Origin of the sequence: Dankookia rubra (assembly GCF_004355005.1) — a bacterium.
In the GTDB taxonomy this organism is placed as follows: Bacteria; Pseudomonadota; Alphaproteobacteria; order Acetobacterales; family Acetobacteraceae; genus Paracraurococcus; species Paracraurococcus ruber_A.
This window is the reverse complement of sequence record NZ_SMSJ01000025.1, coordinates 20,276-33,558: the sequence shown is the minus strand read 5'-3', so window position 1 is coordinate 33,558 and position 13,283 is coordinate 20,276. Positions and strand designations below refer to the sequence as shown.

Below are 13,283 nucleotides of genomic sequence, written 5' to 3'. Positions count from 1 at the left end.
AGGTCCGGTTTCAGGCGCGAAGCGGACATTTCCGCCGGGATCAGAGGATCGGCGGCTCTGCGCCCAAGTCGGTCATCAGCCGGTCGCAAACGAGATCTCGAAAGCGGACGGAGCACACCCCGTGCTGGCTGAACATGACATGTGACGAGCGGCCCTTGTGCACCAATCTCTGTTGAATCACAATCTTCTAGCTCATCTCTCAAGAGGCTCACCTTGCATCCGGCACCATCCAGTAAGAACAAGTACTTTTTTTCTGAGACTAACGAGCTACATGACGAAATCATATCACTTCATGATTTCGTGCTGCCAGCAGCTACGGCGCTTTGGAACTTCAGGGCGGTAATAGAAGAAGAATTCGAAAAAAATTCCGTTGTAAGCGTGTCAGATTTGGCTCATAAATACAACACTGCACCAGGCACTCGCGGCTCAACAAATCTGATAACGCCCTTCCGTACTCACACCTGGGAAATGCAAAGGGATCGCCTATCAGAAGTAGCTCTGGTCAACATAATTGCGTTATACGAAATATGGTGCGAGCGGATATGCCAAATATTCGGTAATTCGGATCTTGCAATAAAGATGCAGTTTCCGAGCGGCGTTACTGCGGTCAATGGTGTCCTTTTCGCCATAAATCAGCTTCAAGCTACCGGCTCGGTTGCCATTTCAAACTCGATCCAGCCATCGCTTCGCCAATCAAAAAAATACTCTCTTGTCAGCATAAATAATCTTCTGAAATGCTACAGGTACTTCAAGGAACTGCGCAACTGCCTAATGCATAGAGGACGAAGGTGCGATGGCAAGTTGTGGGGAGCGCAGTCCGAGTTCAAGCCGGTAGCAACCGAGGCAGCTTTGGGCATGAAGTTTGTGCCTGAACACTTCACTGCCCTCCAGGGCCAAGAAGTGCAACTGAGCTTCCATGGAGTCCTTGGGTTCACAGATGTCATTTTGCGCATAGCGACGACCATTGACGCTGAAATTGCCGCAACTCCTGAAGGAGAGCGTATAGTTATTGAACGTATTCGAGAGAATGCGCAAATTCCGATCAAGGCAGATAGGCTGCCGAACTTGTTTGCAACGATCGGATGGAATGGCACAAGCCTCACTCCCGAGCTTATTGATTTGCTTCGGACCTCCGGCGTAGTTGCCAATGTTTGACGGACTTTAGACTAGCTCTAAGCGCTCGAAGTCGGGAGGAACTGGATACGGGCTGACCCACGGCAGTCCTCTCGGATGTTGGCTGGAAAGCGGAGAGGCAGCTTGCGGCCAACCTATACCGTCGAGTGTGAGCCGAAGCGGCTTGTCTCCTATGTCCGTTTCCAGGGGGGAGCGGACATCTGCTTGGATCGCCCTCTACCGCCGCTTTCCGCCCTGTGCAGACCTCCTGCCCTCGGAAACCAGCCCCTTTACGGGGCGAGCCATTCCTTCAGCTTCGACCAGCGGCGGCGGGCCTGCTGGTCGCGGACGGCGATGGACAGCGCCTTGCGCTGGCCAACCAGCACCACCAGCCGCTTGCCCCGGGTCACCGCCGTGTAGATCAGGTTGCGCTGGAACATGGGGTAATGCTGGGTGGTGACCGGGATGACCACGGCCGGGTACTCCGAGCTCTGGGTCTTGTGGACGGTGGTGGCGCAGGCCAGTACGAGCTCGTCCAGCTCACCGAAGCCGTAGGCATGTCGCGGCCCTCGTAGTCGACGTGGACTGCTGGCACGGCGTCGGCGTCGCCAAGCCACCGTAGGGCCGGTAGAAGAGGCATCATGCCGATCCCCGCTGATCCCCGCCCCACCCTCGCCGTCCCCGACAATGACCCCTGGCTCTGGCTGGAGGAGGTGGAGGGCGAGCGGGCCCTCGCCTGGGTCGGGACGCAGAACGCAGCGACGCTCGCGCACCTCGCCGATGCCCGATTCGAAAGCGACCGGGCTGCGGTGAAGGCGGCGCTCGACCGGCCGGACAAGCTGCCCTTCGTCACCCGCCGTGGTGCCCTGCTCTACAACTTCTGGCAGGATGCAACGCATCCACGCGGCCTCTGGCGCCGCACTTCACTCGAGAGCTACCGCAGGCCGTCGCCGAGTTGGGAAATCTTGCTCGACCTCGACGCCGTGGCGCGGGCGGAGGGCGAGGACTGGGTCTGGCAGGGCAGCCAGACCCTCCCCGGCCACCACGACATCGCCCTGCTCCGCCTCTCCCGTGGTGGCGGCGACGCGGCGGTACTGCGGGAATACGATCTCGGCTCTCAGCGCTTCGTCGCCGATGGCTTTACCTTGCCGGAGGCGAAGGGCGGTGCCGTCTGGCTGGACCGCGACACGCTGCTGCTCGCCTCGGCTCTCGGCGCGGGTATGGCGACGACGTCCGGCTACGCCCGTACCGTGCGGTCCTGGTCGCGCGGCACGGACCCGGCCGCGGCGCCGGTGATCTTCGCCGTCGACGCCGCCCATATGGCCGTCGGCATCGAGGTGGACCAGGAGTTGCCCGGGACGGTCTACTTCATCGACCGCAGCGGCTTCTACGACATGGCGGTGCATATCGGCGACCGGGGCGGGCCGCGGCGGCACGTCGAACTGCCGGCCGACGCCGAGTTCACTTGGCGCCGCGGCTGGCTCGCGGTGCGACCGCGCAGCCCCTGGACGATCGACGGGGTTACCCATGCGCCGGACACGCTGCTCGGCATTCGGCTCAACGCCTTCCTCGCCGGCGAACGAAACTTCCGGGTGCTTGCGACCCCCGCCGAGCGCCGCGCCCTGCAAGGCTTCTTCTGGTGCGACGGACGGCTGGTGGTTTCGGTGCTGGAGGAGCTGCGGCCGGTCTTCACCGTCCTCACTCCCGGCCCGGACGATTGGGCGGCGGCGGCGCTGCCCGGCCTGCCACCACACGGGGTCGCGCAGGTCTGGCCGCTGGATGCGACACCGGAGGAATCGGACGGCACCCTGCTGGCGCAGGTGCAGGACCCGGTCACGCCCTCCAGCCTGCTGCTGACCAGCACGGACCTTGCCACGCCGGCGCTGCTGAAGCAGTCCTCCCCCACCTTCGATGCCACCGGGCTGGCGGTGGCGCGGCACGAGGCGATCTCGGTGGACGGCGCGCGCATCCCCTATCTGCAGACCGGCCCGGCCGGCGGGCAGGACGGTGAGGCGCCGGTCTACCTGACCGGCTACGGCGGCTTCCGCGTGCCGAGCCTGCCGTACTACCAAACCATTCAGGGCAAGCTCTGGCTGGAGCGGGGCGGCACGACGGTGATCGCCAATATCCGCGGCGGCGGCGAATTCGGCACGCCCTGGCACGAGGCCGGCCGGCGCGAGAGAAAGCGCCTTTCGCATGACGACTTCGCTGCGGTCGCGGCGGACCTGGTGCGCCGCGGCATCACCCGCCCCGGGCGCATCGCGGCGGAGGGCGGCTCGAATGGCGGGCTGCTGATCGCCAACATGCTGACCCGCTACCCCGAACGCTTCGGCGCCCTGTTCTGCACCATCCCGTTGATTGACATGCGACGTTACAGCCACCTGCTGGCCGGGGCGAGCTGGATCGCCGAGTACGGCGACCCCGACAAGCCGGAGGACTGGGCCTTCCTGCAGCACCTCTCGGCCTACCACGTGGCCGAGCCAGGCCGGCCCTATCCGCCGATCCTACTGGCCACGACCCGGCGGGACGACCGCGTGCATCCCGGCCATGCCCGCAAGATGGCCGCCAAGCTGCAGGCCATGGGCTACCCGGCACTTTTCCATGAGCCGCCGGCGGGCGGGCACGGCTATGGCAAGGACAATGCAGAGGTGGCCGGCTTTGCCGCCCTCGGCGCCGCTTTCCTGCGCCGCGCCATCGGCTGGGAGGCGGAGGCGGCCTGACTCGCGGAGAGTTGGCGCGGCAAGCCGAACTGACCTAGCCTTGGCCGCACGGACGACGGAGGCACTTGGCTTTACAGGCGCGCTCTCCACAGCGGACCTGCCGAAATTGCCCATTGCTGCGGGAGGAGCCAGGGATCATGCGGGTTGCTATAGTCGGCGCCGGCGTGCTCGGCGCGAGTACCGCCTTCCACCTCGCCAAGGCCGGTATTCAGGTGGTGGTCGCGGATCAGGCTCACGCCGGGCGGGCCACGGCCGCCGGAGCCGGCATCGTCTCGCCATGGTCCTCGGGCCGCGTCGATCCAGGCTGGCGTGCCATCGCCGATGCAGGCGCGCGCTACTATCCCGCCCTGATCCAGCACCTTGCCGAAGCAGGTGAGACTGAGACCGGCTATCGCCGGGTTGGCGCCCTCTCCGTCTCGGCGGACGACGCGGAACTCGACGGCATCGAGCAAGCCGTGCGGGCCCGAGTGGCGATGGCCCCGGAGGGCGGCGCGGTGACGCGGCTCTCGCCCGCAGAGGCGCGTGCGTTCTTCCCGCCGCTGCATCCGGACCTGGGTGCGGTGCATGTCAGCGGTGCTGCCCGCATCGACGGGCGGCTCCTCGCGGCCGCTCTCTGGCGCGCGGCGGAACGTCAAGGTGCGCGCTTCCACGTCGGCAGGGCAGAGGTGCTGGTCCGCAACGAGCGGGTCAGCGGCATCCAGCTGGAGTCAGAGGTCGTCGAGGCTGACTGCGTGGTCGTCACGGCGGGGGCCTGGGCACCGGAGGTGCTGATGCCGCTGGGCATCCGGCTCGCGGTCGCACCGCAGCGCGGGCAGATCACCCACCTCCATCTTGAGGGCGTGGAGACCGAAGCCTGGCCGGTGGTGTTGCCGCAGAGCAGCCACTACCTTCTTGCCTTCGGCGGCTCCCGGGTCGTTGTCGGCGCCACGCGCGAGACCGGATCCGGTTTCGACTACCGGGTCACCGCCGCCGGTCAGGCCGAGGTGCTCAACCAAGCACTGGCCGTCGCGCCCGGGCTTGGGTCGGCGACCCTCATCGAGACACGCATCGGCTTCCGGCCCGTGGGTCCGGACCTCAGGCCGATGCTGGGGCGGATCTCCGGGCTCGAGGGGCTGGTGATCGGCAACGGCCTGGGTCCATCAGGTCTGACCATCGGCCCCTCCGCCGGGCGGCTGCTGGCCCAGGTTGTGTTGGGTGAGGAGCCGGACCTCGACCTCGGGGCCTACGATCCGCTGCGGATGACCGCTAGTACCGAGCAGTCACCAGGCACAGGAACCGACGCGATCCGATGAGGTGAGCGTCCTGCCGCGTCGGCCACGCCACCACACCAGTGATCGTCGTTCTGAAACCGCTGCATCATTACGATCCGCGGAACAGCGAAATCCGACCCAAAGCAGCCTCTCGCCGTCTAGCGATTCACCGTCCGCTTACCTACTTTCCCATGCATGTCCCGCTCCCCTACTGCCGACTTGGCCCCCTCATCAAGCTCCTGCAAGCGGGCGTCCCACCCGCGCTGTCACCGAACTCTCTCGTATTTTGGAGATCTGGACAGTCGAACCTAAGGATGACGGCGAGCAGCTACAGGAGCGGCTATCCGGCTTGGCCGAGCAGATGACGGCGGGGATCGAGGAAATGCACGAGGGCATCGCCGAAGCGAGCGACAAAGGGAAGCCCACGCTGCGGCGGATACTGGCGATGCATGAGGCGGTGTTGGACGGGGTGCGGAAGGCGCAGGGAGCGGGGTAGGCATCCCGCCACGCCGCCAGGGAGGCTACCGCAGCACGTGAGCCTTTACAGACCTTCGAGGAACGCATTAACGATCAGCGATCCGGCAAGGCGGCGACGGCAGCCACTCGGTGAAGCACCGGAGCAAGCACATGGACTTCCAGACCTGGATTGCCGAAATCGAGGCTGTCGTGACCTTCGATATTGATGCGGAGCTATGGCGGAAGTATTTTGACGCTGGTCTGACACCGCTTGAAGCCATCGAACAGAACCGCATCGATGAGGAAGTCTGATACCGCCCCAGACGAGGGATGGTGGGACAGCAGCGCGAAAACCGAGGCCAGCAGATCTGGCCGCGGACAAGTTGGGGGATGCAGCGTTCCCGGTGTGGCATGGCCGCACGCGACCCTGAGCGGTCATTCACCAGGGCGGATGATGTTGGCGGTCCGCCTCTCAAGAGTGGAGCGGCTGAAGTTGACCAGGCCGCGAGGCCTTTATCAGTCAGTCAGCCCGGGCTCGGCTCAAAGCCGCGCTCGCGCGCTGGAGCCGGCTGCGGCGTAACACTCACCCTCGGCAACTGGCCAAGGCTGTTCCCCGCCAGAAGGCCAGCCGGTGCCCGCCTCTGGGTCGCGCTGCGCATCTGAGCGGCATAGTCGTCCACCTTCCCTACCAGTGCCGCACGGAGTTCCCGATCCGCCGTCCTTTGCCGGTGCTCCCTGGTATGGTTGCGGCCGGCGGCCTTCTGGCGACGAACCCTGTGCTCTTCCTGCATCCATTGGTCCGTAGCCGCGTCCACGTCCTTCCTCACGCCCTCGACCAGGTCCAGCCCAAGGGGCTTCCGCGGCGCATAGGCCATATCCTTGGCCGCCTGCTGCCAGAGCTGCTCGGTGGTGATGGGGCTCTGGTCACCTATCGCACGCGCATGGCGCACCGCCTCAAACAGCCCGGCCTCACTGATCAGCGTCCACGTCTCCCATTCGGCGCGGCTCTCCGCGGGGTAGTTTCGGAATGCGGTGAGCCCTGAGGTGCCATGGGTCAGGGCGTTGATATGCTCGGCCGACGTGATCCCCTGGATGCTGTCGACCGTCTGTGCCCAGCCTGATGCGACCAGCAGGCGGCCTGACCGAGCGTGGACCAATCGATCCCAGGTCACATCACCCACATCGCCATGCCGGTTTCGGAGGCGCAGGCCGGTCTCGGTGATCGCCTCGACCGTCACCATGGACCCGTTGTTGCCGAGCCAGCCGAACCGATTGCCGAACCTAGCGCCGGTCCGCTGGAACAGCCGAAGTCGGTCCCCCTTGGCCACGGGCAGGTCGTAGATCTCGCCGCGCTGGTCGATGGCCTGGTACCAGCGCTCCTCGCCCACGATCTCACCCCGCTGCCGGAGGGTTTTCCGGATCTCGGCGCTGATTTCCGCCGCGGTGGCGTTGGTCAGGGCCGAACAGCTGACCGACTTGGTTGCCCCGGCTGCTTCCAGGGCATCGCGGCGTCGCAGGAAGAAATCAGCGGTCGCCCGGTTCACCTCGTCCTGGTCGCCACCGAGCAGCCTGGCGGTGCCCACCTTGCGCTTCATCTCGAGCGCCTCGAAAACTTCGTCGGTCCGCGCCTCGGCAGTCATGCCATCCTTGTTGCGGAACATGCTGGCGACCTGCTTGAGCTCGTTGGTCTTCTGCCGAACCGTCGACAGCAATTCGGGCCGCGCCTCGATGGGGATGGCACGCTGCAGCAGGGCGATGGAATCGCCTGCTTCAATCGCTTGGCACTGCTCCCGGTCGCCCAGGCCGCGGATCGTCATCCCGGTCTCAGCCTGCAACTCCATCAGGCGCTGCATCGAGCGCGGGCCTACCTGGGACATTTCCTCAATGATCAGGACCGTGTTCTGCGTCGGCCGCCACTCGCCGCTGTCGATGGAGCGGAGCAGCGGATCCAGTGCAATGGTCCGGTCAACCCCGCAATCTTTCAGGGCATCGGCCTGCAGCCAGGCGTTGGCCGTGCCGATGACCTCCCGCCCGCGCGGGCTGAAGCGCGTATCCGCGTGATGGGCCATAACCAATGGGGTCAGCAGGGTGGACTTACCCGCGCCGGCAATCCCGGTGAGGAACGCGATACCGCCGGCGGTACCCAGGGCATAGATCGCCGCCACCTGCGCCGCGCCGTGGTCGTTGTCGAACTTGATCCCGCAATTCTCGATCGCCTCCCGAAGCACCGTGTGTGTCAGCGAGCCGGTGCGGTCCTGAGCGGCCACCCGCGCCAGCTCCGCCACCCGGCGCTCAATCCGCACCTGCTCGGAGTTGGTGACCCGCATCCGGCCGTCACTCACGCCCTCGACCAGGTAGGCTTGCTGCCCGTGGAAATCGAAGCCGCGCTCCCGGATAAGGCCAACCACCCGCTCGATGTCCGTGCTGCCCTTGTAGTCTGCGCCGATCAGGCCGCGGATTGCCCAGAGCTCCACGACATCCTGATCCAGAACCGCCGCGGTCTCGAATGCCTTGGCCAGGTGACGGGCGGCGAACGCATAGGCAGCGTCATACCGCTGCGCGTCGGTCAGCTGGGCGTAGGCCGTTCCCTCGAGCACCGTGCTGTGGGCCCACCCGAGCGCCTTGGCCTGGTACCGCCAAGCCTCCTTCGGCGTGAGCTCCTCCCGCTTTGCCCCATCCCGGGCGGCCTTTGAGTGCCGCTCGTGCACCGCCGCCGACTGCATCAGGCCGAATTTCCGCTCCGCCGAGAGCTTGTCCCAATCCTCTCCCATCCTCTTGGCGTACTTCTTGGCGTTGCGTTCCGCCTGCCGGCGCCCTTTCGAGAAATGGTCGACGGCTCGTTGGTCAATCGCCGGCAGCACGGCGAACCGGCCGGTCGGATCGACCGCCACCCGGACCCCCAGCCGCCGCATTTCCTCCGCCAGCACGGCCTGGCCCAATGCTCCCCAGACATGCACCCGCGTATTGGTCAGCCGCTTCGTGTCCAGCGACCCGAGGCGGCCGTCGTCAGTGACGACCATGTTGAACATCGGATTGTGGACGTGGGTCTGCGGGTCGCCGACGGTTGGGAACTCCGCCAGGTAGGTGATGCCGGTTTCCCCATCCCTGACCTGCAGGGTTGGTCGTGCCTGGGTGTGCGGGAATGATACCCACCCCACCTCCCCCGGCTCAGCGACCCCCTTGCCTTCAAATCCCGACCTGGCCCAGCCAAGGTCGCCGGCGATCGCCCGCATGGCGGCATCGTTGGCGCGCAGCACCGCCGTCCAGAGCAACGCTTCCTCTGCCGGAGATTCAGCGAACTCGATCGCCAGCGTCACCGACTTGTGGGGGGAGAAGGTGAAGTCGAGGGACGAATTCTCCCGCCGCCACCGGCTCCACGGCAGGCCGGTATCGCCCCGCTTTGCCTCAAATAGGTGGTTGAGCTCGCCGGCCTTCGGGGAGCGGGTCGGGTCGATGCCGAGGGCCTGGGCGACGGCCTGCGGCATGTCCACCCGCCAGTGCGCCCGCATTTCCCGGCCCGTGTAGTAAGCCGTCAGCCGCCCCTCTTGGTCCGCGTGCACCCCCGGCTCACAGCGCAAATCCCGCTCGGCATCGGGCTGATGCTCGGTGAAATAGGCCGACACCAGCTTGCCGGAGGATGCAGCGAGGATCTTCCGAAATGTAATCACTTCGGTGTCCTCTCGGGAATGCTGAAGGCCTGGCCCATCGCTTGAACCGTGTGACCGGGCACGCCCTCCACGGCCTCGCTGATCCCTGTCAGCTGGGCCGTCATCTCTTTCACGGCCTTGGCGTTGGCCGTCATTATCCGGCCGAGCAGCTCTGCGGTGGTCGGTCCCTTCTCCTCCTCTTCGGCATCCTCCGGCGCGAGGACATCCAGGATGCGGGTGATCTTCTCACCCTGGATGGTCTGATGCCGTGCCACCAGCGCGACGCTGGCTGTCAGGTTGGCGATGCCCTGCTTGATGTCGGCCAGGGCGGCCCGAGTGTCTTCGTCCATGCCCCGACCTTCGCGCCGAGCGGCGCGAATGGGATGCGCGGACCGGGCGGAGCCCGCACTAACAGTGCATTGGTGTATGCCTACCCCTTCGCTGAAATTTTGCTGCAAATTCGATGCAAGGCGGCAGCAACTTCGCGGAAATTCCGGAGCAAAATCGAAGCCATTCGCGCCGGGTCGGTCCAGCCTCAGGGCATGTCCGATACGCAGAAACGCCCCCTCTCCGTCCGCGTCAGCGAGCGTCTCCATGGTGGTACATCTGAGGCCTATCTCTGGCTGCGGCTCCATTACGCCCAACTGAAGAAGCGCATGGCGGTCCGCTTCCCTCCCTACGCCGAAGTAGCTGCGGAAATGGCAGCGGAGGGCGTGAAGGCTGGGCAGTCCGGTCGGGAGAAGCCGGTCACGGCCATGTCGGTCAGACGCATGTGGCCGCGGGTTTGCCGAGACGTCGCCGAAGACGCCCGTCGCCGGGCAACCGCGGAGAAAATGCCGGCTGGATGGGCCCCAGTGCCGGTGGCCATCCGACCGGCGCCAGTGCCCGAGCCCGCTAGGCCAGCACCGGTAGATTTGACGGCATCCCGGCCAGCCCCTCCCAGGCTCCCCATTCCATCCCGGCGGCCAGACGATCCCGCGCCTGTCCGCACCCCGGAGGAGATCCAGTCGGAGCTCGACGCGCTGCGTGAACAACTCCAGCAGGACCGGGCTTGGCTCCCGGGACAGAAAAGGGCCGCGCCGCGGGTCTGAAAAAAGTTGGCAGGTGGGCGACGCCATTCGCGCCGCCCCGCGGGATGATTCCGCTACGGCGCCAGGAGAGCCGAAGCATGGCGAAGAAGGATGCACCCAACATGGTGGCGAGTTCGGACGTGAAGCCCGTTCTGTTGATGCCGGTCGGCCGCGGCCGGGTCGGCAAAACCGTCGTGGGCAACACCACGGCTCAGTATTTCCGCAGCCGCGGCGCCACCCTCCGGATCTGGGACATGGACCGGCAGACCACCTCGCACGGGCTGGCCAGCTTCCACCCGGATGCGGAGATCCCTCCCTCTGGCGGCCTCGCCGATCTGGCCCAATGGCTTGAGCAGAAGATCAATGAGCAGGCGCTTTCGATCCGGGCGGGCCGACCTTTCGATGCCCTGCTCGGCGTCGGTGGCGGCGATCTCCTGGTCAAGAAATTGGCCGAGGAGGTCCGACTGGTCAGGACGCTCGAGCGTATGGGGATTCGCCCGGTGGCGATGCATGTCGTCGGCCCGGACAATGCCGACCTGGACTATCTGGCGCAGGTCGTTGCCGACGAACTGTTCCTGCCGGCCGCCACGCTCATCGTCCTGAACGGCGGCCTGGTCGCAGACGGCCGGTCGGTAGCGAACGCATTCACCCCGATCCTGAACCATCCCGCCCTGGTCGCCGCGATGGGCAAGGGTGCCAAGGTCGTGCGGTTTCCCGAACTGAGCCCCATGCGCCAGGTGAGCGAGGGCAGGTTGCTGTTCGAGGATGCGGCGGCTGGCAAGGCCCCGGAGGCGGGCGAGCCGCTGAGCTTTTTCGACCAGGAGCGGGTGTCGATCTGGTTGGAGGAGAAGGTCCCGGCCTTCTTCGGTGGCATCAACCCGCTCTGGATGCCGACGCTGCCGCACCAGGCCGAGGTCGCTGCATGAGTGACAACGTTACTCAGCTCCGCGTCTCCCTCATGCAGCAACTCGGCGAGGTCGAGGCAGCTGCACGGGAATGGGGCGTGCGGCCGGACCACCCGGAGGGGCGGTTTGTCGCCGCCCTGATGGCTGCCCAGAAAGGCCTCGCCGATGTGGTCATTGCCGCAGCGGGGGCCTTCGACAGCGCGGCCAGTGAGGTCGGGATCTGGCTCAACACGTCACGCGAGACGGCCGAGGCCAATGCCCGGCGCGCAGAAGCTCAGGCCGCCGGCGTCGAGGCCAAAGCCGAGCAGGCCATCACGGCCGTTGTCGAGAAGATGGTCCCCGCCGCAACCGCCGCCCTCGCCGGCGCCGTCGTGATCCGCGAGCGGCGTCGGACCATGGGCATCAACCTCGCCTGGCTCAGTGGCGGCGCCGCCATCGCCCTAGCCCTGGTCGGCGGCGGTTACGCCATGAAGGCGGCGGCTGACCGGCCTGCCATTGCCTTCCACGAACGCTGCCTGCGGGCAGCGGTCAAGGCCGAGAGCAGTGGCCGGCTCTACTGCCCTGTCGAGGCGATGAGCGACGGCCAGGCCAGCGCTCAGCAACAGAGGAGGTAATCATGGCTATGCGGATGGGATGGAAGGCCGCTGGTGCGGCCGTTGTGGCGGCGGTAGGCATCGCCTCAGGCGCCCAGGCTCAGACGCCGGAGGACATCGCGCGCCTGGAACGCTTCTCGCGCGACCGGGGCCGGGCCCTGGCACTCACGCACCAGCTCGCGCCGCCAATCTCGACCGGATCGCCCGAACGGCTGGTGCAACCCGAACGGCTCTGGGTTTGCAAAGGCACGCAGCCGGGCCTGCCGATTTACTCGAGCCCTGACCGAACCTCGGCACCGATGGGCGTGACACAGGAATTCGTCGCAACGTCCGGGGCAACGGTCGGTGGCTTCGTCCAGGTGATGGGCTACAACGGCCGCCTCGGCTTCGTCCCAGCCAACACCCTCGGGCCGTACGTCAACACGGTGAAGCCGGGCGTGCAGTGCACCGTGGAAGGCCTGCGCCGCCGCGACAACTCGCCCGTGTTCGGCTTCCACTGATGTCGCGCTGGGCAACAGTCGCGCTCTGCCTCGGCCTTGCCGGCGGCGCGCACGGGCAGACAATCGTGTTGCCCGAAGCCGGCCAGATGCCGCCGCAGGTCATCCCGGCCGTGGCGGATCCGGGAACACCGGTGTTCAGCGCGCCAGCAGGGGGTGAGGTCTATGGCGGCAGCGCCACGGCACCGTCCCCTCTCGTAGGCGACTATTCCAGTATCGCTGGGACTAGCGGCACACCCTACACCGGCACCGGTGCGGCCACGGGGGACCGCAGCAACGTCCTGGCGTCCCTGCAGGCGCAACCCTACGGGGCTACAGCGATCGCCACAGCCGACAAGCTGGGCGTCAACTCCACCGGGGTCGCCGCTTTCGCAGCAGCGGAGAGCGATTTCCGCAACGTCCAGACAGCCAACGGCTCCACCTCCGCGACGGGGCCCTGGCAGATCACGTCCGGGACGTGGGACGACACGGTGAAGCGGTTCAGCTTGCCCTACACGTCGGCGGACAGGTCAGACCCGAACGCCCAGGCCGTCGTCAGCAGCTACCTCATCCGCTCCTACGGCGGGGCAACCTCCCAATCTCTGGGCCGCGTCGCGACGGTGCAGGAAACCTACTACTCGTATGTCTACGGCCCTGCAGTGGGCGGGAAAATCGCGCTGGCCGATGCGTCGTCGCCGCTGTCGAACTTCGTGCCGGCCGACAACCTGGCGAATAACGGGATGACGGGCTGGACCGTGCAAAACCTGCAGGATTTCACCTCACGCAGGCTCGGCCCATCCTACGCCGATCCAATCTTCACAGCCAAGAGCTAAGGCAGTGCTCTCAGGAACGGCCCGCAGTGCGATGGCGGGCCGTTTTTATTTGTTGCGGCCATTCGCGCAGTCAGGCGCCAGTTGTCCCCGGGGTACGGGGATGCTGACGCAGTATAAACCCGAATGGGCCGCACCGGGAGGAACAGCATTTGTGCTGCGTCCTCGTTGGGGCCGCTCCAAGCCTATCGCCACCAGTCCATTGCGGTATTCTCAGCAGGCT

11 protein-coding genes and 1 pseudogene are annotated in these 13,283 nt (G+C 66.0%); 9 read left to right on the top strand and 3 right to left on the bottom strand.

The annotated features are described in order from the left end of the window. Positions 1–213: 213 nt before the first annotated feature. Entirely contained in the window at positions 214–1,155 is a 942-nt protein-coding gene (locus E2C06_RS18125) for a hypothetical protein (protein ID WP_133290026.1), read from the top strand. 248 nt (positions 1,156–1,403) lie between these two features. On the opposite strand, the pseudogene E2C06_RS39440 reads toward E2C06_RS18125, so the two are convergent. Further along, positions 1,404–1,682, bottom strand: a pseudogene (locus tag E2C06_RS39440) (ATP-binding domain-containing protein); the annotation flags it as partial. 72 nt (positions 1,683–1,754) lie between these two features. Here E2C06_RS39440 and E2C06_RS18115 point away from each other — a divergent pair. The 4 genes from E2C06_RS18115 to E2C06_RS37665 all read left to right on the top strand — a co-directional run bounded on the left by E2C06_RS18115 (position 1,755) and on the right by E2C06_RS37665 (position 5,851). Further along, positions 1,755–3,833 (top strand): prolyl oligopeptidase family serine peptidase, encoded by a 2,079-nt coding sequence (locus E2C06_RS18115; RefSeq protein WP_133290025.1) that lies wholly within the window; start codon positions 1,755–1,757, stop codon positions 3,831–3,833. Positions 3,834–3,970: 137 nt separating this feature from the next. Then, positions 3,971–5,125, top strand: a complete 1,155-nt coding sequence (locus E2C06_RS18110) for an NAD(P)/FAD-dependent oxidoreductase (RefSeq protein ID WP_133290024.1) — start codon at positions 3,971–3,973, stop codon at positions 5,123–5,125. Between the two features lie 307 nt (positions 5,126–5,432). Continuing rightward, positions 5,433–5,579 carry a hypothetical protein gene (locus E2C06_RS37670; protein WP_165982471.1) on the top strand — a complete coding sequence of 49 codons (147 nt, stop codon included), beginning with the start codon at positions 5,433–5,435 and terminating at the stop codon, positions 5,577–5,579. Positions 5,580–5,710: 131 nt separating this feature from the next. Then, positions 5,711–5,851 (top strand): hypothetical protein, encoded by a 141-nt coding sequence (locus tag E2C06_RS37665; RefSeq protein WP_165982470.1) that lies wholly within the window; start codon positions 5,711–5,713, stop codon positions 5,849–5,851. Between the two features lie 212 nt (positions 5,852–6,063). Here E2C06_RS37665 and mobF read toward each other — a convergent pair whose 3' ends face one another. Both mobF and E2C06_RS18100 read right to left on the bottom strand, forming a co-directional pair. Continuing rightward, a complete protein-coding gene (mobF, locus tag E2C06_RS18105; RefSeq protein ID WP_133290023.1) occupies positions 6,064–9,207 on the bottom strand; it encodes a MobF family relaxase in 3,144 nt (1,047 codons plus the stop codon). Beyond that, positions 9,204–9,536 carry a hypothetical protein gene (locus E2C06_RS18100; RefSeq protein WP_133290022.1) on the bottom strand — a complete coding sequence of 111 codons (333 nt, stop codon included), beginning with the start codon at positions 9,534–9,536 and terminating at the stop codon, positions 9,204–9,206. Before E2C06_RS18100 ends, mobF begins: the two co-directional genes overlap by 4 nt. 818 nt (positions 9,537–10,354) lie before the next feature. On the opposite strand from E2C06_RS18100, the gene E2C06_RS18095 reads away from it, so the two are divergent. Genes E2C06_RS18095 through E2C06_RS18080 form a run of 4 tightly spaced genes read left to right on the top strand, consistent with a single transcriptional unit; the run spans position 10,355 to position 13,063 of the window. After that, entirely contained in the window at positions 10,355–11,182 is an 828-nt protein-coding gene (locus E2C06_RS18095) for a hypothetical protein (protein ID WP_133290021.1), read from the top strand. A 32-nt stretch (positions 11,183–11,214) separates the two neighbouring features. Next, positions 11,215–11,775 (top strand): hypothetical protein, encoded by a 561-nt coding sequence (locus tag E2C06_RS18090; RefSeq protein WP_133290020.1) that lies wholly within the window; start codon positions 11,215–11,217, stop codon positions 11,773–11,775. A 2-nt stretch (positions 11,776–11,777) separates the two neighbouring features. Next, the gene (locus E2C06_RS18085; RefSeq protein ID WP_133290019.1) at positions 11,778–12,254 is read left to right on the top strand and encodes a hypothetical protein; all 477 of its coding nucleotides are present in this window, start codon (positions 11,778–11,780) and stop codon (positions 12,252–12,254) included. Further along, a complete protein-coding gene (locus tag E2C06_RS18080; RefSeq protein WP_133290018.1) occupies positions 12,254–13,063 on the top strand; it encodes a transglycosylase SLT domain-containing protein in 810 nt (269 codons plus the stop codon). Before E2C06_RS18085 ends, E2C06_RS18080 begins: the two co-directional genes overlap by 1 nt. The last annotated feature ends 220 nt before the right edge of the window (positions 13,064–13,283 follow it).

What these genes read in the sequence shown, in the direction of transcription:
- E2C06_RS18095 (WP_133290021.1), top strand. Translation starts at nt 10,355, where the DNA reads ATGGCGAAGAAGGATGCACCCAACATGGTGGCGAGTTCGGACGTGAAG.
- E2C06_RS18090 (WP_133290020.1), top strand. Translation starts at nt 11,215, where the DNA reads ATGCAGCAACTCGGCGAGGTCGAGGCAGCTGCACGGGAATGGGGCGTG.
- E2C06_RS18085 (WP_133290019.1), top strand. Translation starts at nt 11,778, where the DNA reads ATGGCTATGCGGATGGGATGGAAGGCCGCTGGTGCGGCCGTTGTGGCG.
- E2C06_RS18080 (WP_133290018.1), top strand. Translation starts at nt 12,254, where the DNA reads ATGTCGCGCTGGGCAACAGTCGCGCTCTGCCTCGGCCTTGCCGGCGGC.
- E2C06_RS18115 (WP_133290025.1), top strand. Translation starts at nt 1,755, where the DNA reads ATGCCGATCCCCGCTGATCCCCGCCCCACCCTCGCCGTCCCCGACAAT.
- E2C06_RS18110 (WP_133290024.1), top strand. Translation starts at nt 3,971, where the DNA reads ATGCGGGTTGCTATAGTCGGCGCCGGCGTGCTCGGCGCGAGTACCGCC.
- E2C06_RS37665 (WP_165982470.1), top strand. Translation starts at nt 5,711, where the DNA reads ATGGACTTCCAGACCTGGATTGCCGAAATCGAGGCTGTCGTGACCTTC.
- E2C06_RS18100 (WP_133290022.1), bottom strand. Translation starts at nt 9,536, where the DNA reads ATGGACGAAGACACTCGGGCCGCCCTGGCCGACATCAAGCAGGGCATC.